The sequence below is a fragment of the Modestobacter sp. NPDC049651 genome (genome assembly GCF_040659695.1).
In the GTDB taxonomy this organism is placed as follows: Bacteria; Actinomycetota; Actinomycetes; order Mycobacteriales; family Geodermatophilaceae; genus Modestobacter.
The window spans coordinates 38,895-62,778 of the sequence record NZ_JBFAOG010000019.1; the positions used below are offsets into that span (position 1 = coordinate 38,895).

Sequence of the window (23,884 nt, forward strand, 5' to 3'; positions counted from 1 at the left end):
GTAGGGCCGGATGCGCGGGCTCAGCGCTCCTCCAGCCGGTGCAGCACCTCCGGCAGCGGGCCGGGGGAGAGGACGCCGAGCCGCTGGGTGGGCCGGGTCAGCGCCACGTACAGGTCGCTGTCGCCGCGCACGCCCTCGTCGAGCAGGCCCTGCGGGTCGACCAGCAGCACCGAGTCGAACTCCAGCCCCTTCGCGTCGACCGGCCGCAGCACCACCGGCCCGGCCGAGGAGTCGGCGGCCGGGCCGCTCGACACCGACGGGAAGACGGCGGACAACGCCTCGACCAGCCCGGAGACCCGGGACGGCGGGGCGATCAGCGCGACCGTGCCACCGGCGGCGGCGAACTCCGCCGCGACCGCCGCGGCCCGGGCCGGCAGCGCGGCGTCGGCCAGCTGCTCCGCCCACGGCGGCACGCCGGAGCTGCGCACCGACCGGGGCGCCTGCGCGGTGGTGCCGCTGGCGGCCAGCACGTCCGCGGCGACGGCCATGACCTCCGCCGGCGTCCGGTAGTTCACCGTCAGCTGGGCGATCCGGAACTGCCCCTCGGCGTGCGGGCGCAGCGCCTCGGACCAGTCGCGGGCGCCCTCGAGGCTGCCGGTCTGGGCGAGGTCGCCGACCACGGTCATCGACCGGGTGGGGCACTTGCGCACCAGCAGCCGCCACGCCATCGGCGAGAGCTCCTGCGCCTCGTCGACCACCACGTGCCCGAAGGTCCAGGTGCGGTCCACGGCGGCCCGCTCGGCGGCGGTGCGGGTGTCGACCTCGGACTCCCGGTCGGCCAGCAGCTCGGCGTCCAGCAGGTCGACGGCGGTGAGCTCCTCGCTCTCCTCGTCCTCGTCGGCGTCGTGCGACCGCGAGCCGTAGAGCAGGTCGAGGGTCTCCTGCGCGTGCTCGCGGGCCTGCCGGCGGCGGCGGGCCTCGCGGGCCCGCTCGGCGCTGTCGTCGTGGCCGAGCAGCTCGTCGGCCTCCTCCAGCAGCGGCACGTCGGCCGGTGTCCAGGGGGTGTCGCGGTCCCGGACGAGCAGCGCCCGTTCCTCGTCGGTCCAGCCCCGGGTGGCCCGCTTGATCCGGTCGGCGTCGGCGAACAGGTCGCGCAGCAGCTGCTCGGGGGTGAGCACCGGCCACAGCTCGTCGACCAGCCGGCGCACCTGCGCGTCGGCGGCCATCTCGCTGCGCAGGTCGTCGAGCTCGCGGCGGGCGAACAGGCTCTCCGCGCCGCGGACGTCGTTGCCGATCCGCGCGGCGAACCGGTCGGTGACCAGGTCGACCACGGCGCGGGCGAACGCCGGCCGGCCCAGGTTGTGCTGCCGCGAGGCCCGCCGGCCCACCGTGCGGCAGGCGGTGAGGTCGGCGCCGCGCAGCGGGATGCGCACGCCGTCGACGACCAGCTCGCGCACCCCGCGGGGGACGGTCTGCCGGTCCTTGATCGCGGTGCGGAGCACGTCGACCATCGCCAGCCGGCCCTTGACCTCGGCGACCGCGGGCGCCTCGGTGCCCTGCGCGTCCAGGCCCGGGCGGAGCTGGCCCAGCCCCGACAGCAGCACGCCGGTCTCGCCGAGGCCGGGCAGCACGTCGGCGATGTAGCGCAGGAACGTCGGCGTCGGGCCGACCACCAGCAGGCCGCTGCGGGCCAGCCGCTCGCGGTGGGTGTAGAGCAGGTAGGCGGCGCGGTGCAGCGCGACCGCGGTCTTGCCGGTGCCCGGTCCGCCCTGCACGACGAGCACGCCGCGGGAGTCGGCCCGGATGATCGCGTCCTGCTCGGCCTGGATGGTGGCGACGATGTCGGTCATCCGGCCGGTGCGCTCGGCGGTCAGCGCGGCCATCAGCGCGGCCTCGCCGGTCAGGGCCGGGCCGTCGGTGCTCTCCGGGTCGACGGTGAGCACCTCGTCGTTGACCGCGGTCACCGTGCGGCCGCGGGTGCGGATGTGCCGGCGCCGCACGACGCCCTCGGGCCGGAACGCGGTCGCGGTGTAGAACGGCCGCGAGGCCGGCGCCCGCCAGTCGACCAGCGCCGGGTCGCCCGACGGGTCGTCGGCGGCCAGGCCCACCCGGCCGATGTAGAGCGGCTGCAGCGGGACGTCGTCCACCGGCTCGCGGTCCAGCCGGCCGATCACCAGCGCGTGCTCGGCGGCGTCCAGCGCGGTGATCCGCTGGCCCTGGAACCGGGCGGCGGCCTCGCGCTCACCGAGGGACTGCGGGTTGATGACCGGCATCGCCAGCGCCTGCTTGAAGCGGGTGACGGCCAGCTCGCGGGCGTCGTCGAGCCGGCGGTAGAGGTCGTCGACCGCCGTCTGCTCGCGGGCCAGGTCGGAGTCGGGCTGGGCATCGGTCCCGACGCTCGTGCTGGTCACGGTGAGGAGGCTCCCTGCTGCTGGGAAGGGCTGGGCGGGCCGGCGGGGGAGCTCGGCCCCGTCCGCGCCGACCGTCGATTCTGCACCTCGATCTCGGGATGTCACCCGCCCGCACGCGCGGCCCGCCTCCCGGGGGAGACGGGCCGCGCGGCGGGAGGGCTCAGCGCGCGCCGGCGCCCACCGGCTGGGCGGTCCCCGGGGCCGGCACGTCGCGCTCGATCGCGGTGCCCTCGACGTCCAGCTCGGGCAGCCACCGCAGCCAGCGGGGCAGCCACCACGAGCGCTCGCCGAGCAGCGCCATCGCCGCGGGCACCAGCACCATCCGGACGACGAACGCGTCGAACAGGATCCCCGCCGCCAGCGCGAACGCGATCTGCTTGATCGTCGAGTCGCCGCCGGTGAAGAAGCCGGTGAACACCGAGAACATGATGGTGGCCGCGGCGACCACGACCGGCGCGGCCTGCCGGAAGCCGGTGGTGATCGCGGTGCGGTTGACCGCCCCGTGCCCGTGCGCCTCGTGCATCCGGGAGACCAGGAAGACCTGGTAGTCCATCGCCAGCCCGAACAGGATGCCGATCACCAGGATCGGCGCGAGGCTCAGCAGCGGCGCGTTGACGTCGACCCCCAGCAGGGAGTCCAGCCACCCCCACTGGAACACCGCGACGGTCGCGCCCAGCGACGCCCCGATGGTGAGCAGGAAGCCCAGCACGCCGACCAGCGGCACCAGCAGCGAGCGGAACACCAGCACCAGCAGCACGAACGCGAGGCCGACGACGAGCACCAGGTAGACCGGCAGCGCGTCGTTGAGGCTCTTCGCCACGTCGACGCTCACCGCGGTGCTGCCGGTGACGTAGGCCCGGGCGCCGTCGACGCCGGCCAGCGTCGAGCGCATCGAGCCGACGAGGTCCTCGGTGGCCGCGGAGGTCGGCCCCGACTCCGGCACGACGGTGAGCAGCGCGGCGTCCCCGGCCTGGTTGGGCACCGGGTCGGTGACGGTCGCGACGTCGGCCAGCCGGGCGAGCTCGGGCTTCGCCGCGGTCGCGGCCTGCAGCGCGCCGCCGCCGTCGAAGAACACGGTGAGCGGGCCGTTGAAGCCGGCGCCGAAGCCGTCGGTGAGCAGCTGCTCGGCCCTGGCCTGGGTGCTGCCCTCGGACGGGGTCTGCACCAGCGTCGTGCGCATCGAGGCCAGCGGGATCGCGACGACGGCCAGCGCGACGACCGCGGCCAGCAGCGAGAGGGTGCGGTGGCCGACCACGCCGCCGATCCAGCCGGTGAAGAAGCCGCGGCCCTCGCGGGCCGGGGCGACCTGCTGCTCGACCGGGGCCTCGTGCCGGCCGCCCTCGGGCTGCGCCGCCGCGAGCGCCTTCCGCTGCCGGCGGGGGAGCGCCCGGGTGCCCAGCAGGCTGAGCACGGCGGGCACCAGCGTGATGGCGATCAGCACCGCGACGACGATCGTGCCGGCCGCGGCGATGCCCATCTGGGTCAGGAACGGGATGCCGGTGACGAACAGGCCGACGAGCGCGATGACGACGGTGACCCCGGCGGTGACCACGGCCGACCCGGCGGTGCCGGTGGCGATGCCGACGGCGGACCCGACCGGCATGCCGCGGCGCAGCTCCTGGCGGAACCGGGTGACGATGAACAGCGCGTAGTCGATGCCGACCGCGAGGCCCAGCATGGTGGCCAGCGCGGGGGTGGTCGCCGACAGCTCCAGGAAGCCGGTGGCGATCTGGATGCCGAGGAAGCCGACGCCGACGCCGATCAGGGCGGTCAGCAGGTTCATCCCGGCGATGGCGAGCGCGCCGTAGGTGACGGCCAGCACGACCAGCGCGACGACCACACCGGCGGCCTCGCCGATCGACCCGCCACCGGTCTCGGTGCTCTGCGTCGCCTCACCGGCCGCCTCGACGGTCAGGCCGCTGCCGCGGGCGTCGGCCAGCGCGTCGGTGAGCGCCTCCTGCTGGGCCTCGGTCACCTCGCCGGCCGAGCCCTCGTAGGTGACCGTGCTGTAGCCGGTGGTGCGGTCCGGGGAGACCGTCGGCGCCTGGGCGGACAGCGGGTCGGTCGCCGAGGTGACGCCGGGCAGCCCGTTGAGCGTCTTCACCAGGTCCTCGACCGCGGTCGCGGCCGGGCCCTCGGTCAGCGTCTCGCCGGCCGGGGCCTGGACGACCACCCGCGCCGTGGCGCCGCTCGCGCCGGAGCCGAACTCGCGGTCGATCAGCTCGAGCGCGGTCGTCGACTCCTGGCCGGGGATGTTGAACTCGCTGGTGGTGCTCCCGGCGAGCGTCGCGGACCCGATGCCGGCGGCGACGAGCACCAGCAGCCAGACCAGGACGACGGCCAGCCGGTGCCGATGGGCACCGGAGCCGAGCCGGAACAACAGACGTGCCATGGGGGATCAGTCCTCGACCTGGTCGGGGTGGGTGGGTGCAGCGGCGCTGGGACGGCGGTGGCCGAGCGCGTCGACGGCGGCGGCGACGACGTGGTCCCGCCACGCCCGTCCCGCGCCGGTGTGGGACGCGACGAGCGAGGTGACGAGCAGGCCGGTCAGCGCGCTGATCACCCGGATCAGCCGCGCCGGGTCCTCGGCGCAGGGGTCGACGCCGAAGACCTGGAGGACGGGGACGCCGTTCTCCGTGGCCTCGGTGAACGGCGTGCTGTCGGCGAGGTGGGTGACGAAGCTGAGGGCGAGGGCCGTCTGACCGGGGCTCATCAAGGCCCAGTCGGCCAGCTCCTCCAGGCCCCGGCGGTCCCGCGCCGGGCCGAGGGGCAGGTCGCGCACCCGGTCGAGGATCTGCGTGAGGCGCGCCTGGGTCAGCGACTCGGCGGCCGCGTGGAGGGCGTCCTTGCTGGGGTAGTGGTGCAGCAGCCCCGCCTTCGAGTAGCCGACGGCGTCGGCCACCTGCTGCAGCGAGGTGTTGGCGAAGCCGTGCTGGGCGAACAGCGCGGCGGCGCGGTCGACGATCTGCTCGTCGACCTGCTCCCGGGTCAGGCGCAGGGACGGAGGCACCCGATCAGTATCTACCGATCTGGTCGGTTGTCGACCGTTCTGGTTGGTCGCGTGGGTCACGACCTGTGCGCGGGCTGGGCCGGGCCCTAGGTCCCCGCGCGTCGTGACCGTGGCCCGCGGCCGGCCGGGTCCGGCAGGGGGAGCCTCGGGGCGGCGCCGGCCACCCCCGGCCGGCGCGGGCGTGCAGAGGAGCGGCGATGACCGGCGGGACGGCGGGCGGGACCTCGGACGGCGGGCGTGCGCCGGTGGTGGTGGGCGTCGACTCCTCGGCGTACGCGCGGGCCGCGCTGGTGTGGGCGGTGCACGAGGCGCTCCGGCGGGCGGTGCCGTTGGAGGTGGTGACCGCCGTCCCGATGGAGGTCTACTGGGCCGGCGCGGTCCCGCTGGACGTGGACACCCGCGACCGGATGCTCGGCGACGCGGCCGCGGCGGCCCGCGCGCTGCTGGCCGAGGTGCGCGCGCAGGTGCCGGCGGCCGAGGGGCTGGTGGCCACCGTGGTGGCGGAGCAGGGCATGGCGCCCGCGGTGCTGGTCGACCGGTCCGAGCGCGCCGGCCTGCTCGTGGTGGGCAGCCGGGGCCGGGGCGGGTTCCGCAGCACGGTGCTCGGCTCGGTGGCGCTGCACTGCGTGAGCAGCGCGGCCTGCCCGGTGGTGGTCGTGCACGGCGACGGGGTGCCCGCGGGCGACCGGCCGGTGGTGGTCGGCGTCGACGGGTCCGCCCGCGGCCGGGTCGCGCTGGCCGCCGCGGTGGAGCAGGCGCGCCGGATGCGGGTGGCCGTCGAGGTGGTCGCCGCCGTCCAGCCGGTCGAGGAGTGGAACGGGTTCGCGCTGCTGCCGCCGCTGGAGGAGGCGATGGCCGAGGCGCGGGCCACCACCCGGGCGGCGGTCGACGAGCTGGCGGCCGCGGCGGACGGCGACCTGCCCCACGTCACGGTCGACGTGGAGAAGGGGGCGCCGGCGGAGGTGCTGCTGCGCCGGGCCGCCGACGCGTCGCTGCTGGTGGTGGGCAGCCGGGGCGGTGGGCCCATCCGCGGCATGCTGCTCGGCTCGGTGGCGCTGCACTGCGTGGTCGGCGCGACCGGCCCGGTGCTCGTCGTCCACCCCGGGCAGCTGCGCGAGCTGCACCTGGAGGAGGAGCCACCGACCGCCGTCCCCGCCTGACCCCTCCCACCGCTTCCCGCGCCGAAAGAGGGGACCACTTTCGGCGCCGAAAGCGAGGGGGTCAGCGGGCGGCGAGGGCCTTGACCGCGCCGCGGAGCAGGCGGTGGCGCAGCAGCTCGGCGAGCGTGGTGCGGCCCTGGGCGACCCGGGCGAACGCGCCCCAGCCCGAGCCGGTCGACGACAGCGCCGCGGCGAACACGGCGGGGAAGCGGGCGAAGGCGCGCAGGCAGACCCGGCCGGCGGCCATCTCCCGGCCGAGGGTGCTCTGCAGGGCGGTCGCGTACTGGGTGGTCGCCGCGGTGACGGCCGCCGCGTCGCCGGCGCGCGCCACCAGGGCGGCGGCCTGGCCGGCCGCGGTGCCGGAGCGCAGCGCGAACGAGATGCCCTCCCGGGTCCACGGCTCGAGCACGCCTGCGGCGTCGCCGGCGACCAGCACGCGGCCGCGGCTCACCGGGGAGGTGGCGGTGCGGCAGCGGGTCAGGTGCCCGGACTCCCGCACGACCGCGAGGCCGCCGAGCCCGAGCCGCTCGATGAACGCGGCGAGGTAGGCGCGGGTGGGCTGCGGCTCGCCCTTGGCGGTGATGACACCGACGGTGAGGCGGTCGCCCTTGGGGAACACCCAGCCGTAGGAGCCCGGCAGCGGCCCCCAGTCCAGGTGCACCCGGCCGTGCCACTGCTCGGCGGCGGAGCCGGTCGCGGCGAGCTCGGCCTCCAGCCCCAGGTCGACCTGCTCGCAGACCACGCCCACGTGGTTGCCCAGCCGGCTGGCGCTGCCGTCGGCGCCGACGACGGCCCGGGCCCGCACCGGCCCGCCGTCGGTGGCCAGCTCGACCAGCCCGTCGCGCTCGGTCACCCCGGTCATCCGGACGCCGTCGCGGAAGGTGGCGCCCGCGCGCACCGCCGACTCGGCCAGCGCCGCGTCGAACTCCTCGCGGTCCACCAGCTGCAGGATCGGCTCGGCGCTGGTGCGCGACCGCAGCCGGCGCGCGCCCCGGGAGAAGCTGACCGTGGAGATCGTCTGGCGCACCGGCACCTTGAGGTCGGCGGGCACGGCGTCCAGCGAGATGCCGATCAGCCCGCCGCCGCAGGTCTTGTAGCGCGGGAAGGCGGCGCGGTCCAGCAGCAGCGTGGCCGCACCCGCGGTGGCGGCGTGCCACGCGGCGGTCGAGCCGGCCGGACCGGCACCCACCACCACCACGTCCCAGACCCGGTCGGTGGTGTCCCGCGGTGGAGGCGCTCCCGTCACCGCCGCAGTGTAGGTGCGTTGCTCACAACAGGCCTGTCGTGGCCGGGTCCTCCTCGCCGGCGAAGAACCGGTCGAGCACCGCGCGGAACGCCGGCTCGGGGGAGACGTGCGCGAACAGCGTCATCGACGACCGCAGCTTCTGCGCGTCGACCGGACCCAGGACGGCGACCGGGTCGGTGCCGGGCAGCGCGGTGAGCGCGGCCGCGCACTCCCGCAGCCGGGGCCCGAGCACCGGGTGGGCCAGGTAGGCGCGGGCCTCGTCGGCACCCTGGACGGCGAAGTGCTGGGCGGTGGCGCTGCGCCCCAGCCCGGCCAGCTGCGGGAAGACGAACCACATCCAGTGCGTGGTCTTCCGGCCGGCGCGCAGCTCGCCGAGGGCGGCCGAGTACGTGCCGTGCGCGTCCTGCGCGTCGACGAACCGCTGCAGGTCGAAGGGGTCGCTCATCGGCCCGTGCGGACGCCGTCCAGCGCGATCTGCAGCACCCGGTCGCGCTGCACGTCGTCGGTGAACTTGCCCGAGGTGATGCCGCTGACCATCTTGATGAGGTCGTCGAAGGTGAGGTCGGCGCGGGCGACACCGGCCGCCTGGGCGCGCTCGAGCAGCGGCGTGCCGCAGCCGAACATCTCCGCCCGGCAGGTCGCGATGACCGGCGACTCCCAGTTCAGCGCCTCCATCAGCGCCCGCTTGGTGGCCACGTAGCGCACGAACCGGTCCAGCCAGCCGGTGAGCGCGGCCCACGGCTCGGCGTCGGCGAACTCCTCGGCGGCCGCGCACAGCTCCTCGACCTCGCCGATGTAGACGCGCTCGAACAGGTCCCGGCGGGTGGGGAAGTTGCGGTACAGCGTGCCGATGCCGACCCCGGCCCGCCGGGCGACGTCCTCGAGCGAGGCGTCGGCGCCCTGCTCGGAGAACACCTCCCGCGCGGCGGTCAGCAGCGCGTCGAAGTTGCGCCGGGCGTCGGCCCGCTGGGGGCGGCGGACGCCGAGCTCGGCCAACGGCGACTCGCGCACGTCCTGCGCCACGTCGTCCTCCCGTTCGGTTGCATCCGGAGGCTTGCCTCCGCTAATCTGGAGGAGCGCCTCCACTTGAGTCGATGGTACGCCCCCGGACCGCTCGCGACGGCCCGAGGACGGCGACCCGAGCGCGCCACCCACTCGTTCCCGCCCCACCACCCTTCCCGGACCCCTCAGAAGGACGTCCCCGTGTCCGCTCCCCGTTCCTCCCCCCGCGTGGTGATGGCCGTGCTGGCCGTCGCCACGGGTTCCTTCGCGATGCTGCAGTCGATGCTCACCCCGGTCCTGCCCACGATCCAGCGGGACCTGCACACCGACGCCTCCTCCGTCACCTGGGTGCTCACCGCCTGGCTGCTGTCGGCGGCCGTCGCGACCCCGCTGCTCGGCCGGGTCGGCGACCTGGCCGGCAAGGACCGCACCCTGGTGTTCGCCCTCGGCGCCGTCGCGGCCGGCCTGCTGGTCGGGGCGCTGGCCCCGAACCTGCCCGTGCTGCTGGGCGGCCGGGTGGTGCAGGGCCTCGGCGGCGCGGTCTTCCCGCTCGCCTTCGGCATCCTGCGCGACGAGCTGCCCGCCGCCCGGCTGGCCTCGGCGGTCGGCGTCATCTCCGCGGTGATCGCCGGCGGCGGTGGCCTCGGCATGGTGCTCGCCGGGCCGATCGAGTCCGCGCTCGGCTGGCGCTGGCTGTTCTGGGTGCCGCTGGCCGTGGTCACCGCCACCGCCGTGCTGGCCGCCCGGTTCGTGCCCGCCTCACCGGCCCGCACCCCGGGCCGGGTCAACGGCACGGCGGCCGCGCTGCTCGCGCTGTGGCTGGTCGCGCTGCTGGTGCCGCTGAGCTCGGCGTCGTCCTGGGGCTGGGCCGCCCCGCGCACCCTCGGCCTGTTCGCCCTGGCCGCGGTCGGGCTGGCCGCCTGGATCGCCGTCGAGCTGCGCTCGGCCACCCCGCTGATCGACATGCGGATGATGCGCATCCCGGCGGTCTGGACCACCAACCTGGTCGCCCTGCTGTTCGGCGCCGCCATGTTCGGCACCTACGCCTTCCTGCCCCAGTTCGTGCAGGTGCCGGCCGCGACCGGCTACGGGTTCGGCGAGAGCGTGACCGTCGCCGGGCTGCTCATGGTGCCGCTGCTGGTGACCATGTCGGTCGCCGGCGCGGTGTCCGGCCGGGTGTCGCCGGTGCTCGGCTTCAAGCCGCAGCTGGTCGCCGCCTCGGTGGTCGCCGCCGTCGGGTGCGCCGCGCTCGCGCTGTTCCACGCCGCGCCCTGGCAGCTGGCCCTCGCCGGTGCCCTGCTGGGCGTCGGGTTCGGCCTGGCCTACTCGGCGATGACCAGCCTGATCGTGCAGGCCGTCCCGGCCGGGCACACCGGCGCGGCCAGCGGCATGAACGTCAACATCCGCACCATCGGCGGCGCGCTGGGCACCGCCGTCGTCAGCAGCGTCGTCACCTCCTCGGCCGGTCCGGCCGGGCTGCCGGCCGAGTCCGGCTTCACCACCGCCTTCTGGGCGCTGGCCGGTGCCTCGGTCGTCGCCGCGCTGCTCGCCCTGCTCGTGCCCACCGCCCGGCGCCGCACCCCGCGCCCCGAGGCCGAGCTGATCGTCCCCACCCCCGCGCCGGCCGCGGTGCCGGCCGACGTCTGAACGGAGTCCTCATGACCAAGACGTGGCTCATCACCGGCACCTCCCGCGGCCTGGGCCGGGCCCTCGCCGTCGCCGTGCTCGACGGCGGCGACAGCCTGGTCGCCACCGCGCGCCGTCCCGAGCAGCTGGCCGACCTGGCCGAGCGGTACGGCGACCGGGTGCGCACCCTGGCCCTCGACGTCACCGACCGGGCCGCGGCCGGCCGCGCGGTGCAGGCCGCGCTGGACACCTTCGGCCGGCTGGACGTCGTGGCCAACAACGCCGGGCACGCCGACTCCGCGCCGATCGAGCAGACCACCGAGCAGGACTTCCGCGCGCAGCTGGAGACCAACCTGTTCGGCACCGTGCACCTCACCCAGGCCGCGCTGCCGGTGTTCCGCGGCCAGCGGTCGGGGCACTTCCTGCAGTTCTCCTCGATCGGCGGCCGGGTCGGCGGCACCCCGGGCCTGGGCGCCTACCAGGCCGCGAAGTTCGCCGTCGAGGGCTTCTCCGAGGTGCTGGTCAGCGAGGTCGCGCCGCTGGGCGTCAAGGTCACCATCGTCGAGCCGGGCGCCTTCCGCACCGACTGGGGCGGGGAGTCGATGCGGCTGGCCGAGGTGGCGCCCGACTACGCCGCGACGGTGGGCCGGATGCACGCCTACCGGCGGTCGGTCGACGGCAGCCAGCCGGGCGACCCGGCCCGGGCCGCCCGGGTGCTGCTGGACGTGGTCGCGATGGACGACCCGCCGCGGCGGCTGCTGCTGGGCAGCGACGCGGTGCAGATGGCCGAGCACGCCTCCCGGGTGCGCGCCCGCGAGGCGGCGGTGTGGGCCGGCGTCAGCCAGTCGACGGACTTCGACGCGGCCGACCCGCTGGCGCTGCCGGAGGTGCTGGTGCCCCGGCTGAGCGCGTGACCAGCCCGGGCCGGTAGGAACAAGGGCATGAGCACACCTGCGGCCACGCTGTCGGAGCTGCTGCGCGACCGGGTACCGGCGGGCACCTGGGACGCCGACCTGTGGGCCGCGCTCACCGCCGCCGGGCTGACCGGCACCGGGCTGCCCGTCGAGGCCGGTGGCTCCGGCGGTTCGGCTGCGGACGCCGCGGCCGTGGTCCGGACCGGTGCGGCCGCCGGGGTGGCGGGGCCGCTGGCCGAGCAGCTGCTGGTGGCCGGCCCGGCGCTGCTGGCCGCGGACGTCGTGCTGCCGCCGGCCGGCGAGCCGCTGACCGTCGCGCTGGCGCCGACGGTGCACGCCGAGCCGCTGGACGACGGCGACGGCCCGGGCCGCTACCGGCTCTCCGGCACCGCTCCCGGGGTGCCGTGGGCGGAGGTGGCCGCGCACGTGGCGGTGCTCGCCGCGCCGCCGCCGGGCATCGACGGAGCGGTGCTGGCCCTCGCCGCCGCACCGTCGACCGACCCGGACGGTGCGGTGCACTTCCCGGGGACGTCGGTGCCCGGCGTCCTGCTCGCGCCCGCGCAGGCGGACGAGGTGCGGGCCCGGCTGCGGCTGGCCCGCGCGGTCCAGGTGTCCGGCGTGCTCGCCGATCCGGAGCTGACCCGGCTGGTCGACGCCGCCCTCGACGGAGACGCCGACGCCGCGCGGGCCGCGGTTCCGCGGGCGGCGTCGGCCGCAGCGGACGACGACCGGCTGGCGGCCTGGCGGGCCGACCTCGGCTGAACCCACCGGCGCCGCCGATGAGTCCGCGCCCGCGGGGCGGTCTCCACCGCATGGAGACGACGATGCTCGACCTCGGACCCACGGCCCAGGCGGTCGCCGCGCTGCTGCCCGGGGTCCGCGACGACCAGCTGGCCGACCCCACCCCGTGCGCCGGCACCCCGGTCGCCGGGCTGCTCGACCACCTGCACGGGCTCGCGCGAGGGCTGGCCGGGGTGGCCCGCAAGGGACCGCCCGGCACGCCTCCGGTGCCCGACGCGGCCCGGCTGCCCGCCGACTGGCGCACCCGGGTGCCCGTCGAGCTCGACGACCTGGTGGCGGCCTGGCGCGACCCGGCCGCCTGGACGGGGGAGGCCGAGGGCGGCGGCGGCATCCGGCTGCCCGGCGCGACCTGGGGCCGGGTCACGCTCAACGAGCTGGTGGTGCACGGCTGGGACCTCGCCGTCGCGACCGGCCGGCCCTACCGGCCCGACCCGGACGCCGTGGCCGCCTGCCTGCGCTACGTCGCTGACTTCGACCGCGACCTGCCCGGCGCCCGGGACGGCATCTACGGGCCGGTCGTGCCGGTGGCCGAGGACGCGCCGGCGCTGGACCGGCTGCTCGGCGCCACCGGCCGCGACCCGTCCTGGCGGGCGCGGGCCGCGGCCCCGGCGGCCGGCTGACCGGCGGGGGTCAGACCGTCTCGGGCACGCCGAGGTGGGCGACCACCAGCTCCAGGTCGGCCACCTCGGTGATCCGGCCGCCCATCTGGCGGGCGTAGTCCTGGCGCAGCGCGTCGGCCCGCTGCCCGGACGCCAGCATCGCCTCCCGGTCGGCGTAGGTGACGGCCAGCACCGTGCGGCCGCGCCGCCGGTCGACCAGCAGGCTCGCGCTGCGGAAGCCGATGAGCTCCTCGATGCGGGGGAGCAGGGTCATCCGGAAGGTCTCGAGGTCGTCGTCGATGCGGTCGGCGTCGGGGAGGATGCTCCAGACCAGCCGGCAGACGGCGTTCGCGCCGGACGGGCGGACCCGGTGCAGCAGCCCGATCTCCCACTCGGCCCGCTGCGGCGCGGCGCCCAGCGTGGCCCCGATCCGCCGGGTGGTGGCGTCCATCCACCGGTTGCCGGCCCACATCGCCTCCTCGGTGCGCCATCCGGTGGTGACGATGCAGCGACCGGTGCGCCGTCCGGCGAGCAGCGACATGCCGGTACAGCCGTCCAGCCGGCCCACGCCCGGGAGGATCTGGTCCCGGACGGTGTGGACGGTGGCGTCGAGGGCGGCCACCCGGCCGCGGGCGGTGATCGTGCTGGCGAACATGCGCGAGCCTCCTTTCCGGGACGACGTCGTCCCGGAAGCGACGGTGTCCCCGCACTGTGCCCGCCCGGGGACGCCGGGCGCACGTCCGCCGGGGCACCGGACCCGGTGCCCCGGCGATCCACCACCGAGCGTCCGGCGCGGTGACGGTGCGCGGCAGGTCAGCCGAGCAGTGCGTCGCTGAGCACCTCGTGCACGTGGGTGTTGGGGTAGAAGCCGGCGAGCGCCCGGCTGCCGGGCCCCTCCGCGGTCACCACCGTCGGGGCGCCGGTGTGCTGGTTCGTCGTCCAGTCCAGGACGAAGGTCTTGTCGCTGCCGGCGACGGCGAACGGGCCGTCCTCACCGGAGATCTGGTCCTCCGTCGGGGCCGGGGTGCCGTCCAGCGTGCCGCCGGGTCCGGTCTCGTCGTCGGCGTTGACGTCCTCGATGGTCAGGCCGCCGGTCTCGTGGTCACCGGTGACGACCAGCAGGGTGTCGGGGTGCCGGGCGACGTAGTCGCGGGCGACCTGCACGGCGTCCTCGAGGGCCCGCATCGCCTGCAGCATCCGGGTGCCGTTGTCGTGGTGGGCCATCTCGTCGACGCCCTCCTCCTCGATGAGCAGGAAGAAGCCGTCCTCGTCCTGGGAGAGGACGTCGAGCGCCTTGGTCGCCATGTCCGCGAGCGGGACGACGGGGTCGTACTCGTCGCCGTTGCCCTCCTCGCTCATCTGGAACATCTCCTCGTTGGCGAACAGCCCGAGGAGGCGGTCGCTCCCGGCCGCGGCGAGGCCCGCGGCGTCGGAGACGTACTCGTAGCCGAGGCTCTGGGCCTGCGCGACCAGGTCGCCCTGGGTGCTGCGGCTGACCTCGGGGTCCTCGGCGTTGCCCGTGCGCGGCGGGTAGCGGCCCTCGTCGCCGGCCGGCAGCCACCAGTCCTCGCCGCCGCCCAGGACCACCTGCGGCTTGCTGACCTCCAGGTACTGGCGGGCGATGGTGTCCTGCTGGGCGCGGTCGGTGGTGCTGCTGAAGAAGGCGGCCGGGGTGGCGTCGGTGACCTGGGCGGTGGTGACCAGGCCGGTCGCCTTGCCCGCCTCGCGGGCCTGCGCGCCGATGGTGGGCAGCGGGTTGCGGTCGACGTCGACGCTGATCGCGCCGTTGTAGGTCTTCTGGCCGGTGGCCCAGGCGCTGGCCGCCGCGGCCGAGTCGGTGACCGTGTCCTCCGGGTCGCGCGGGTCGGTGGTCTGCAGCCCGGTGACCGGCAGCAGGTCCATGGCGAGCTGGCCGTCGAAGCCGACCTGGTCGAGCCGGCCGGCCTCGCGGTGCGCGGCGCCCATGCCGTCGCCGTTGATGAAGATGACGCTGCGCGCGTGCCCGTGGGGGTGCCCGGGGTCGGGCCCGCTGCCGCCGGCCGCGGCGATGCCGGGCAGCAGTGCCGTGCCGCCGCCGACCAGGGCGGTGGCGAGGCAGAGGGGCAGCCAGCGGCGGTGCCGCCGGGCGGAGGTCGTGGGCATGGGTCCCCCTGGACGGTCGGCGTCCCGCGCCGGTGCGGGCCGTGGTGGGTGACCGGGCCGCGGCTGCGGCGCGGGTCACCTGTGTGCAGCCTGGGAGAACCGAGGGTGATCGGTCCACCCCGGGTCCGGTGCGGGGACGGCGGGTCGTGACCCAGGTGGGCGTGGCGTGCGCGGTCGGTCGGCGGCGGGCTGCAGCCGGCGCCCGGGGTCAGGCGAGTGCGGTGCCCAGGGCCGCGGCGTGGGTGAGCCGCAGGGTGGCCGACAGCCACAGCAGCACGTCGTGCAGCCGGAGCCGGCTGAGGTGCAGGCCCTCGGCGCCCAGCGCCTCCTGCAGGTCGGCCAGCGCCGCGGCGTTGGCGCGCAGCTCGCGGTGCACCACCGCGCTGGGCCCGCTGTCGCCCTCCCGGACGTGCGGCAGCAGCTGCAGCCGGGTGGCCCGGTCGGTGAGCGGCACCAGCGCGGGGTGCCGGTGGTGCAGCGCGGCGAGCACGTAGCGGGCCCGGACGCCGGGCAGCTCGCCGAGCGCGCGCAGCGCCGCCCCCACGGTGCCGGGCTCCCCGAGCACCGACAGCTCCTCGTCGGGCAGGTCGTCCAGCGCCCGGCCGGCGGCGCGCGCGGCCAGCGCGTCGGCCACCGGCTGGGCGTCGTCCAGCGCCCGGCGCACCGCGGACCAGCCGGCCGGGTCGAGCCGGCCGTGCAGCCCCTCGGCGACCAGGACGTCCTCGTCGCCGAGCGGCCCGGCCGGCACGGGGCGCTCGTCGAACCGGGCGAAGCCGAACGCCGTGACCTGCACCCACCGGCCCTCGCGCTCGTTGGGGGACCGGTAGCGCAGCGGCCGGCGGCCCCGCGCGTAGCCGCGCACGGCGGCGAGCGCGGTGTCGACCGGCAGCGGGTCGGGGCCGGTGCTGGGCAGGTCCAGCGCCGGCCCGCCGGCCGCCGGGCGGGGGCGGAGGTGCAGGGTGCCGGTCTCGGTCACTGCGCTGATCCTCCTCCCTCGCCCGGCGGCCGGTGCGCTCAGCGGTGCCCGATGCCGCCCGGGCCGTGCTCGGCCGGGACCTCCTCGCCCGCGGCGACCGGCCCGGGCGGGGTGCCGTCGCCGAACGGGCGGCCGCCGAGCTCCTCGCGGTGGTGCGGGGTCAGCCAGTTGCGGGTGTCGGGGCCCAGCGGGATGACCTGCGTCGGGTTGATGTCGGAGTGCACCACGTAGTAGTGCTCCTTGATCTGCGGGAAGTCGGTGGTGTCACCGAAGCCCGGGGTCTGGAACAGGTCGCGGGCGTAGGCCCACAGCACCGGCATCTCCGACAGCTTCTGCCGGTTGCACTTGAAGTGCCCGTGGTAGACGGCGTCGAACCGGGCCAGCGTGGTGAACAGCCGGACGTCGGCCTCGGTGATGGTGTCGCCCATCAGGAACCGGCGGGTCGACAGCCGCTCCTCCAGCCAGTCCAGCGCCGTCCACAGCCGCTCGTAGGCCCTGTCGTAGGCGCGCTGGGAGCCGGCGAAACCGCACCGGTAGACGCCGTTGTTGACCTCCGTGAAGACCCGCTCGATGACCTCGTCCATCTCCGCGCGCAGGTGCTCGGGGTAGAGGTCGGGGGCGCCCTCGCGGTGGTGGGCGGTCCACTCGGTGGAGAAGTCCAGCGTCATCTGCTTGAAGTCGTTGGTGACCACGGCCCCGGTGGGCACGTCGACCACCGCCGGCACGGTGATGCCGCGCGGGTACTCGGGGTCGCGGGCGAAGAAGGCCTCCTGCAGCCGCTCGTACCCGAGCACCGGGTCGCGGCCGCCGGGGTCGAGGTCGAACGTCCAGCTGCGCTCGTCGTGGGTGGGCCCGCAGATGCCCATCGAGATCACCGGCTCGAGGCCCAGCAGCCGCCGGACGATCGCCGCCCGGTTCGCCCAGGGGCAGGCGCGCGCGATCACCAGCCGGTACCGGCCGGGTTCGACCGGCCAGCCGCTCGACCCGTCGGCGGTGATGCGGTCGGTGATGTAGTTCTGGTCGCGGTTGTACTCCTGCCCGGCGGTGACGTAGCCGGAGCCGCTGTTCTCGTTGCTCACCCGCCCAGCCTGGCCGACCGGCGCCGCGCGCGCACCCGACGCCCTATGGTCGGTGCGCCGGCTGCCGGGCAGCGCCGCCCACCGGCCGACGACGGGAGACCCGGCATGAGCAGCTCGCCCCGGCGGCTGGCCGTCCTGGCCGCGGCCGTCCTGACCCCGCTGGTGGTGGGGCTGGCCGGGTGCTCGGGCGGGGACGACGACGGGGGCGGTGGGGACAGCAGCGCAGGTCAGACCCGGCAGAGCTCGGGCGCCGCAGCCCGCAGCAGCGGGATCGAGGCCGGCGGCACGTACCTCGCGCTGGGGGACTCGGTCGTCTTCGGCTACCGGGGCGGTGAGCAGCTGAGCGCCTACTCCGACGACGACTCCTTCGTCGGCTACCCGCAGCTGGTCGGCGAGCGGCTGGGCCTGGACGTGGTGAACGCCTCGTGCCCGGGGGAGACCACGGCCAGCTTCGCCGACCCGGCCGCCCCGAACCTCGGCTGCACGAACAGCCCGGGGTCGGCCTTCGGCTTCCGGACGGCGTTCCCGCTGCACGTCGGCTACTCCTCCCGCCAGCAGAGCCAGCTGGACTTCGCCCTCGACCGGCTGCGGCAGGACCCCGAGGTCGCGCTGGTCACCCTGCAGCTGGGCGCCAACGACGCGTTCCTGTGCCAGCGCTCGACCCCGGACTCCTGCGTCGCCGAGGCCGGCCAGGTGGCCGCGACGGTGTCGGCGAACGTCGGCGGGATCCTCGGCCGGCTGCGCGGCGAGGGCGGCTACGACGGCCGCGTAGCGGTGGTCACCTACTACGCCCTCGACTACTCCGACACGGCGCTCGCCGCGGCCACGCAGACCCTGGACGAGGGCATCGCCCAGGCGGCCCGGGACAACGACGCGACCGTCGTCGACGGGTTCGCCGCGTTCCGCGACGCTGCGGAGCAGGCGGGCGGCAGCTCGACCGCCGCCGGCCTGGTGCGCCCCGGCGACGTGCACCCCACGGAGCAGGGTCAGCAGCTGCTCGCCGACGCGGTGGCGGAGGCCGTGCAGGGCTGACCGGTGGCGCCGGGCGCCGGGACCGGCCAGGCTCGGCCCGTGAAGTTCGTCGTGCTCGCCGTGCTGGTGGTCGTCGTGCTGGTGCTCATCGGCCGGCGGTCGCGGAGCCGGACCACCGGGACGGGCGGCGCGCCGCGCCCGGGGCACGGCGCGGCTGCCGGGGGCGCGGCAGCCGGCAGCGGGCTGTGGGCCGGCGACGGGGGAGCGGACGGTGGTGCCGGCTCCGACGGCGGTGCGGGCTCCGACGGCGGTGCGGGCGGCTCCGACGGGAGCGCGGGCAGCGCCTGACCCGGACCCCGCCCGGACGCGCGGCGGGCTCATCCGCAGCGCCAGCTCGAGGACCCGGTCACCGGGGTCACCCCACCACCGGCGGCCACGTGCAGGCTCCAGGTCCCGTCGAGGTGGTCGGCCACCTCGTCCGCCAGCAGATCGCCCCACCGCAGGTCGTCGTCGCCGACCAGGGCGGTACCGGGGCGGCGCAGCGCGAAGGCGACGTGGCCCTCGGCGAAGCCGGGCCGGCCGGTGACCGCCTCGTGCAGCGCGAGCAAGCCCGGCACGAGCGCCGGGTCGGCGGCGACGGGCAGGTCGTCGACCGGCACGACCAGGGGGCACATCAGCCCGTCGGCGTCGAACCAGGCCACCCAGAGCTGCCGGGTGGCGGGCGCCGGTGGGGTGAGCAGCTGCTCCCAGCGGCGGGTGAGCTCGCCGGGGGAGCGGACGGGGACCTCGGGCAGCGGGGTGGTGGTCACCCGGTCACCGTGGCAGCGGGGGAGCCGCCCCGGGTCGTCGTCCACAGCCCGCCGGGTTCCCCACAGGACGGGCCGTGCCGGGCTGCGCGGTGCCGCCCGGCCGTGCTAAGCCGCCCGGCCGTGCTACGCCGACCGGTCGGGCTGGGCCGTCCGGTCGGGTCGGGCGGTCAGGCGACCTGACGCGGGAAGGTGGCGGTGTCGGCGGCGGCGTGCCGGGCGGCCGGGCGCGCCAGCCCGCCGACCCGGAAGACGTCGGCGATCGGCTGGACGTCCAGGTCGTCCGCGGCGCTGCGCGGGGTCGGCAGCAGGTCCAGCCCGACCGGCTCGAGGGTGAGCAGGGGGCGCTCGGCGGCGGCCCGGGCGGCGACGGTCCGCTCGCCGGCGACCGCGATGGCGGCCACCTCGGTGAGCGCGTCGGAGTAGATGGCGTCGATGACGGCCCAGGACGCCGCGGCGGCCGAGTCGATGCCGTCGCGGGTGTCGTCGAGAACGCGCAGGTCGGTCATGTCCTCGGAATCGGCAGTGCGCCCGCCGATCGGCACCGCCGTGGGATCACCGGGGCGCGAGGGTCGCGAACACCACCACGTTGTCCTCGTAGCTTCGTGCGGCGCGGTCGAACGCACCGCCGCAGGTGATCAGCCGCAGCTGGGCGTCGGGCACGTCGCCGTAGACGGCGTCGGAGGGGAAGGCTCCCTTCGGGTACCGGGCGACCCGGTCGACGGTGAACGCCGCGGTGCTCCCGTCGGCCCGGTCGACCTCCACCCGGTCCCCGGGGTGCAGCGTCGCCAGGCCGGCGAACGTGCCGCGTTCGCCGTTCCAGTCGACGTGCCCGGCCAGCACGGCCGGTCCGCGCTCGCCGGGGGTGGGGCTGCGGTCGTACCAGCCGACCGGCCGCGCGCCCGGCGGCACCTCCATCGACCCGTCGGCCTGCAGGCCGAGCGGGACCAGGGTGGACGTCACGTCGAGCGCCGGGACCCGCACCGCCACCGGCTCGCTGCGCGGCAGCACGGCCGGCACGGCCGCGGACGGCGGAGCCGCCACCGCGACGGTGGCCGGGGCCAGCGCGAGCGGGACCGCGGTGCCCTGCGCCGCGTCCCCGAGGCCCGGGTGGGGCAGCACCGCGTAGGCGCCCATCGCGACGAGCAGCACCGCGACCGCGGACCACACCCGGCCGAGCCCCGGGTGCGCACCGGCCGGTGCGCGGTGCCGCGCGCGGACGGCCACGGCGGCCGGCCTCAGCGGCGGCCGGCCGCCGCCCGCCGGCCGGCGAGCGCGGCGCCACCGGCGGCGGCGAAGGCCACCCCGCCCAGCACCAGCGGCAGGGGGCCGGAGAACGGGCCCTCGGACGACGGTCCGGCGCCGCTGCCGTCGCCGGCGGCGACCCCGCCGACCGGGCGGGTCGAGACCTGGCCGGCGGCCGCGGCCGACGGCACCTGCAGCGGCACCGGGACCGACACCGGACGGGCCTCCGCGGTGCCGGTCGCGGCGGGCTGGAAGGTGAACTCCTCGCAGGCCTGCCCGTCGTGGTCGGCGTCCAGCCCGTTCGGGTCGGATCGGTCGGCGTCCAGCACGGTCTGCGCGGCGGCCTGGTTCGGGAAGTCCTTGCAGTCGAGGTCGGCGGCGAGCGCGGTGCCGCTCAGCGGGACCGACACGCCGGCGGCGAGGACGGCGGCGACGAGGGTGCTGCGCAGGCGCATGGGGACTCCAGGAGGTGGTGCGGCGGGCTCGCGGACGCTAACGAGACCGCGCGCACCACCACCACCGCTGCTCCGCGTGTTCGGCAGGACACGCTGAGCACCTGGACGTGGGTCCGGCGCGGCGTCCAGGCCGGCTCTCAGGCGCCGTCGTCGCCCCCGCCGGGGCCGCCGTCGTCACCACCGGGACCGCTCCCACCGGGCCCGCTGTCGTCGCCGCCGGGACCGCCCTCGTCCGCCCCGCCTCCCTGGTCGCCGGTGGTCGGCGCGGTGGTCGCCGGCGGGGCGGTGGTCGTGGGCGGGGGTGTGCTCGTCCGGGCAGGGGTCTCGGGGATCGCGGCGAAGGTGACCGTCACCGTGTCACCGGCGGTGAGCTGGCCGGTGGGGGAGACGTCGAGCACCCGGCCGTCGGGCACGCCCTGCACCCGGCCGGGGCGCGGTACCGGGCGGAGGCCCGCGCGGGTGAGCGCGGCCTGCACCTCGGCCAGCGGCCGGCCCACGTAGTCGTCGGCGTGGACGGTCACGGTGTCCCGTGCCGGGCTGCTCGTCGTCGCCGCCGGACGCGAGGTGGCCGGGCCGCGCGACGTCGACGTCGGCGCGGTGCTCGACGGGGAGGCGGCGGACGACCGCTCGGTGCCGGCGGACGGCGGCGACGACGACCCGGCCAGCTGCACCGCCGCGAACGTGAGCAGCGCGACGCCGACCAGCGCGACCAGCGCGAGCCTCCAGCGCCGGCGCGACCGGCGCGGCGCCGGGACCGGCTGGGGCGCCGTTCCCGGGCCGCCCGGACGGGAGGGACCGGGCGGTGCGGCGCCGCCGGCGGCCGGGGCGAACACCCGGGTGCCGGCCGCGCCGCCGGGCGGCACGGCGGGCAGCACCGCCGTCCGCGGGCCGTCGTCCGCCGGGGGCAGCCCCGGGCCGAGCACCGTCGTGCGGGCCGCCGGATCGGGGCCGGGCGGCCCGCCGGTGAGCGCGACGACGGCGGTGCGCAGCGCGGCGCCGTCCGGGAAGCGCTGCGCCGGGTCGGCGGCCAGCGCGCGCTCGACCAGGCGCCGCACCGGCGGGGGGACGTCCGGCGGCAGCGGGGCCGGTGGTTCGTGCAGCCGGCGCAGCGCGACCGCCAGCGAGGTGTCGCCCTCGTAGGCCGGGCGCCCGGCGAGGCACTCGTAGGCGACCAGCCCGAGGGAGTAGACGTCGCTGGCCGGGGTGGCGCTGCCGCCGGCGGCCTGCTCGGGCGCCAGGTACTGAGCGGTCCCGATGACCTGGCCGACCTCGGTCACCCGCGCGCTGCCCGCCGACACGGCGATGCCGAAGTCGGTGATCTTCACGGTGCCGTCCGCGCCGAGCAGCACGTTGCCCGGCTTGACGTCGCGGTGCACGACGCCGGCGGCGTGCGCGGCGGCGAGGCCCGCGGCGCACTGCCGCAGGACGTCGAGGGTGCGCTCGACGCCGAGCCGGTGCTCGCGGGCCAGCAGCGCCGACAGCGCCTCCCCGCGGACGAGCTCCATCACCAGGTACGCCAGCCGCTCGCCGGTGCCGCTGGACCCCGGCGGCAGCTCGCCGTAGTCGAACAGGGTGGCGATGTTGGGGTGCAGCAGCCCGGCCGAGTGCTGGGCCTCGGCGCGGAACCGGGCCAGGAACGCCGGGTCGCCGGTGTACTCGCTGCGCAGGATCTTGACCGCGACGTCCCGGCCGAGCAGCGGGTCGTGGGCCTGCCAGACCTGCCCCATCCCGCCGCCCGCGATGAGGGAGGTGAGCTGGTACCGGCCCCCGAGGACCCTGCCCTGCGGCTGCATCGGTCTCCTCGCTGCTGCGGCGTCCGGCGTCGGGGCCGACCCTGCCACCGCCGGCCGGGACGCCGCACCTGCGGGAGCGGTCCGCCCTGCTGACGCCTGATCGTCCCGCCGCGGCGACCGTCGGTGCGCACACGCGGCCCGGGCTCCGGGCCGGCACCGGGCGCCTTGCCGCGCGCCGGGCGGCGGACCACTCTGGCGCGGTCTCGGACGCTCGGGAGGACGCCATGCGCATGATGCTGCGGGCCGTCATGAACACCCAGGCCGGCAACGCCGCGATCCGCGACGGCTCGATCGGGCCGTCGCTGCGGCAGCTGGTCGACCAGCTGCACCCGGAGGCCGCCTACTTCTTCCCGGAGGACGGCCGCCGGGCGTGCCTGATGGTCTTCGACATGACCGACTCGGCCCAGCTGCCGGTGATCACCGAGCAGCTGTTCCTGACGATGGGCGCGCAGGTGACCTGCGTGCCCTGCATGAACATGGACGAGCTGGTCCGGGGGCTGTCGGAGATGCAGGCGGCCAGCGCGCCACAGGGTGGCGACCGGTCGCGCGTGCCGGACGGGGCCGGCATCGGCTGACCCGGTCAGGCGGTGCGGTCCGCCCGGTCCGTGCGCGCCCGGTCGGCGCGCCGGCCGCGGGCGAGCTCGGTGGCCAGCGCGTCCAGCGGCTGCGCCGCGCCCTGCAGCGGGTCGGTGAGCTGGGTCAGCCACGCGCGGGCGGCGGCGAGGCCCGCGTCGTCCAGCGCGTAGAACCGCCGGGTGCCCTCGGCGCGCACCCGCACCAGCCCGGCGTCCCGGAGCACCTTGAGGTGCTGGGAGACGGCGGGCTGGGAGATCGGCGCGCGCGCCTGCAGGGCGGCGACGACCGCGCCCGCCGGTTGCTCGCCTGCCGACAGCAGCGCCAGGACGTGCCGCCGGGTCGCGTCGCCCAGCGCCTCGAAGACCCCGGTCACGCCTGCTCCGCACCCTCCTCGGGCTCGACCGTGTAGAAGGTGACGGTGCGGGCGGCGGCCTCGTGCGCGGCCGTCGGGTCGTCGCCGTCGGCGACCGCGGCGTCCGCCCAGCCGGTGGCGGCCACCCGGACGAACTCGGTGCCCGGCGGCGAGGTCGGGAAGGCCAGCGCGGCCTCCGCGTCCACCTGCTCACCGCTGGCCAGGTGCAGCTGCAGGCCGAGCAGCCCGAGGTCCCAGCCGACGCCGACGGCGCCCGGGCCGAACTGCGCCCAGAAGTCCGGGTCGACCGGCGCCTCGTGCTGCAGCTCGAGCGTCGTGCCGTCGCCGTCCGGGGTGAGGGTGACCCGCAACCAGGACGTCATCGGGCCGAACTCCCAGGTGACCGCGAACAGCTCCGGCGCCGAGCAGCGCTCCACGACCCCGCCGGCGTTGCCCACGAGCTGGTAGCGGCCGCCCTCGCGCAGCTCGCCGGTGACCGGCAGGAACCAGCGCGGGATGCGCTCGGGGTTGGTGACGGCGTCCCAGAGGTCGTCGCGGGCGGTGGGGTACGTGCGGCGCGCGACGGCGATCCGGGTGGGTGCGCCGTCCCGGGAACCGGTGCGCACCTCCCGGGTGACCAGGCCGACGGTCCGGGCGGCGTCCTCGATGCTCACGGTGCCTCCTCCATAAGTCTTTGCTTATGGAGGGACGTTAGCGGGGTGCCGAGGTGGGGGCAAGGCCTTGCGCGGCCGTCGTGGTCTGCGCCAGGCTCCCGCCGC

The 23,884-nt window shown here is 76.9% G+C and carries 25 protein-coding genes; 8 read left to right on the top strand and 17 right to left on the bottom strand.

Features of this window, described 5'->3' with window-relative positions; translation table 11 throughout:
• Positions 1-20: 20 nt before the first annotated feature.
• The 3 genes from AB0J00_RS19650 to AB0J00_RS19660 all read right to left on the bottom strand — a co-directional run bounded on the left by AB0J00_RS19650 (position 21) and on the right by AB0J00_RS19660 (position 5,361).
• A complete protein-coding gene (locus AB0J00_RS19650; RefSeq protein ID WP_357748097.1) occupies positions 21-2,351 on the bottom strand; it encodes a helicase in 2,331 nt (776 codons plus the stop codon).
• Positions 2,352-2,511: 160 nt separating this feature from the next.
• The gene (locus AB0J00_RS19655; protein ID WP_357748100.1) at positions 2,512-4,743 is read right to left on the bottom strand and encodes an MMPL family transporter; all 2,232 of its coding nucleotides are present in this window, start codon (positions 4,741-4,743) and stop codon (positions 2,512-2,514) included.
• A gap of 6 nt (positions 4,744-4,749) precedes the next feature.
• Positions 4,750-5,361, bottom strand: coding sequence for a helix-turn-helix domain-containing protein (locus AB0J00_RS19660; RefSeq protein WP_357748103.1), 612 nt, complete (start codon positions 5,359-5,361; stop codon positions 4,750-4,752).
• Between the two features lie 197 nt (positions 5,362-5,558).
• Here AB0J00_RS19660 and AB0J00_RS19665 point away from each other — a divergent pair, with 197 nt between their 5' ends.
• Positions 5,559-6,521, top strand: coding sequence for a universal stress protein (locus AB0J00_RS19665; RefSeq protein WP_357748106.1), 963 nt, complete (start codon positions 5,559-5,561; stop codon positions 6,519-6,521).
• Positions 6,522-6,582: 61 nt separating this feature from the next.
• Here the strand turns inward: AB0J00_RS19665 and AB0J00_RS19670 are convergent, their stop codons facing one another.
• The 3 genes from AB0J00_RS19670 to AB0J00_RS19680 are packed head-to-tail and all read right to left on the bottom strand — an operon-like array spanning position 6,583 to position 8,790.
• On the bottom strand, positions 6,583-7,767 hold the full coding sequence (locus AB0J00_RS19670; RefSeq protein WP_357748108.1) for a geranylgeranyl reductase family protein: 1,185 nt from the start codon (positions 7,765-7,767) through the stop codon (positions 6,583-6,585).
• A gap of 22 nt (positions 7,768-7,789) precedes the next feature.
• Positions 7,790-8,212: a DUF1810 domain-containing protein gene (locus AB0J00_RS19675; protein WP_357748111.1), complete on the bottom strand. Its 423-nt coding sequence runs from the start codon at positions 8,210-8,212 to the stop codon at positions 7,790-7,792.
• Positions 8,209-8,790, bottom strand: coding sequence for a helix-turn-helix domain-containing protein (locus tag AB0J00_RS19680; RefSeq protein WP_357748114.1), 582 nt, complete (start codon positions 8,788-8,790; stop codon positions 8,209-8,211). The genes AB0J00_RS19675 and AB0J00_RS19680 overlap by 4 nt, the downstream gene beginning before the upstream one ends.
• A gap of 180 nt (positions 8,791-8,970) precedes the next feature.
• Between AB0J00_RS19680 and AB0J00_RS19685 the strand changes: the two genes are divergently transcribed.
• From AB0J00_RS19685 to AB0J00_RS19700, 4 genes are all read left to right on the top strand, one after another.
• Positions 8,971-10,416 carry an MFS transporter gene (locus AB0J00_RS19685; RefSeq protein WP_357748117.1) on the top strand — a complete coding sequence of 482 codons (1,446 nt, stop codon included), beginning with the start codon at positions 8,971-8,973 and terminating at the stop codon, positions 10,414-10,416.
• Between the two features lie 11 nt (positions 10,417-10,427).
• Positions 10,428-11,309: an oxidoreductase gene (locus AB0J00_RS19690; RefSeq protein WP_357748120.1), complete on the top strand. Its 882-nt coding sequence runs from the start codon at positions 10,428-10,430 to the stop codon at positions 11,307-11,309.
• A 27-nt stretch (positions 11,310-11,336) separates the two neighbouring features.
• Positions 11,337-12,071, top strand: coding sequence for an acyl-CoA dehydrogenase family protein (locus AB0J00_RS19695; RefSeq protein ID WP_357748123.1), 735 nt, complete (start codon positions 11,337-11,339; stop codon positions 12,069-12,071).
• Positions 12,072-12,133: 62 nt separating this feature from the next.
• Positions 12,134-12,730, top strand: coding sequence for a TIGR03086 family metal-binding protein (locus AB0J00_RS19700; RefSeq protein WP_357748126.1), 597 nt, complete (start codon positions 12,134-12,136; stop codon positions 12,728-12,730).
• A gap of 10 nt (positions 12,731-12,740) precedes the next feature.
• Here the strand turns inward: AB0J00_RS19700 and AB0J00_RS19705 are convergent, their stop codons facing one another.
• From AB0J00_RS19705 to AB0J00_RS19720, 4 genes are all read right to left on the bottom strand, one after another.
• Entirely contained in the window at positions 12,741-13,364 is a 624-nt protein-coding gene (locus AB0J00_RS19705; RefSeq protein WP_357748128.1) for a hypothetical protein, read from the bottom strand.
• Between the two features lie 158 nt (positions 13,365-13,522).
• On the bottom strand, positions 13,523-14,851 hold the full coding sequence (locus tag AB0J00_RS19710) for an alkaline phosphatase (RefSeq protein WP_357748131.1): 1,329 nt from the start codon (positions 14,849-14,851) through the stop codon (positions 13,523-13,525).
• A gap of 208 nt (positions 14,852-15,059) precedes the next feature.
• Positions 15,060-15,827, bottom strand: a complete 768-nt coding sequence (locus AB0J00_RS19715; RefSeq protein ID WP_357748134.1) for a DUF6308 family protein — start codon at positions 15,825-15,827, stop codon at positions 15,060-15,062.
• A 38-nt stretch (positions 15,828-15,865) separates the two neighbouring features.
• A complete protein-coding gene (locus tag AB0J00_RS19720; RefSeq protein ID WP_357748136.1) occupies positions 15,866-16,906 on the bottom strand; it encodes a glutathione S-transferase C-terminal domain-containing protein in 1,041 nt (346 codons plus the stop codon).
• Between the two features lie 105 nt (positions 16,907-17,011).
• Between AB0J00_RS19720 and AB0J00_RS19725 the strand changes: the two genes are divergently transcribed.
• Both AB0J00_RS19725 and AB0J00_RS19730 read left to right on the top strand, forming a co-directional pair.
• Positions 17,012-17,938, top strand: a complete 927-nt coding sequence (locus AB0J00_RS19725; RefSeq protein ID WP_357748139.1) for an SGNH/GDSL hydrolase family protein — start codon at positions 17,012-17,014, stop codon at positions 17,936-17,938.
• Positions 17,939-17,977: 39 nt separating this feature from the next.
• Positions 17,978-18,226, top strand: coding sequence for a hypothetical protein (locus AB0J00_RS19730; RefSeq protein ID WP_357748141.1), 249 nt, complete (start codon positions 17,978-17,980; stop codon positions 18,224-18,226).
• A 29-nt stretch (positions 18,227-18,255) separates the two neighbouring features.
• Here AB0J00_RS19730 and AB0J00_RS19735 read toward each other — a convergent pair whose 3' ends face one another.
• From AB0J00_RS19735 to AB0J00_RS19755, 5 genes are all read right to left on the bottom strand, one after another.
• Positions 18,256-18,687, bottom strand: a complete 432-nt coding sequence (locus AB0J00_RS19735) for a hypothetical protein (RefSeq protein ID WP_357748144.1) — start codon at positions 18,685-18,687, stop codon at positions 18,256-18,258.
• 167 nt (positions 18,688-18,854) lie between these two features.
• A complete protein-coding gene (locus AB0J00_RS19740; protein ID WP_357748147.1) occupies positions 18,855-19,193 on the bottom strand; it encodes a hypothetical protein in 339 nt (112 codons plus the stop codon).
• Positions 19,194-19,239: 46 nt separating this feature from the next.
• Positions 19,240-19,911 carry a class F sortase gene (locus AB0J00_RS19745; RefSeq protein ID WP_357748150.1) on the bottom strand — a complete coding sequence of 224 codons (672 nt, stop codon included), beginning with the start codon at positions 19,909-19,911 and terminating at the stop codon, positions 19,240-19,242.
• A gap of 11 nt (positions 19,912-19,922) precedes the next feature.
• Positions 19,923-20,384: an excalibur calcium-binding domain-containing protein gene (locus tag AB0J00_RS19750; protein ID WP_357748153.1), complete on the bottom strand. Its 462-nt coding sequence runs from the start codon at positions 20,382-20,384 to the stop codon at positions 19,923-19,925.
• 137 nt (positions 20,385-20,521) lie between these two features.
• Complete coding sequence (locus AB0J00_RS19755) at positions 20,522-22,177, bottom strand: protein kinase (RefSeq protein WP_357748156.1); 1,656 nt, start codon at positions 22,175-22,177, stop codon at positions 20,522-20,524.
• Positions 22,178-22,401: 224 nt separating this feature from the next.
• Here AB0J00_RS19755 and AB0J00_RS19760 point away from each other — a divergent pair, with 224 nt between their 5' ends.
• Positions 22,402-22,752 (top strand): hypothetical protein, encoded by a 351-nt coding sequence (locus tag AB0J00_RS19760; RefSeq protein WP_357748159.1) that lies wholly within the window; start codon positions 22,402-22,404, stop codon positions 22,750-22,752.
• 5 nt (positions 22,753-22,757) lie between these two features.
• Here the strand turns inward: AB0J00_RS19760 and AB0J00_RS19765 are convergent, their stop codons facing one another.
• Positions 22,758-23,126, bottom strand: coding sequence for a metalloregulator ArsR/SmtB family transcription factor (locus AB0J00_RS19765; protein WP_357748162.1), 369 nt, complete (start codon positions 23,124-23,126; stop codon positions 22,758-22,760).
• Positions 23,123-23,779, bottom strand: coding sequence for an SRPBCC domain-containing protein (locus AB0J00_RS19770; protein WP_357748164.1), 657 nt, complete (start codon positions 23,777-23,779; stop codon positions 23,123-23,125). The genes AB0J00_RS19765 and AB0J00_RS19770 overlap by 4 nt, the downstream gene beginning before the upstream one ends.
• Positions 23,780-23,884: the final 105 nt, after the last annotated feature.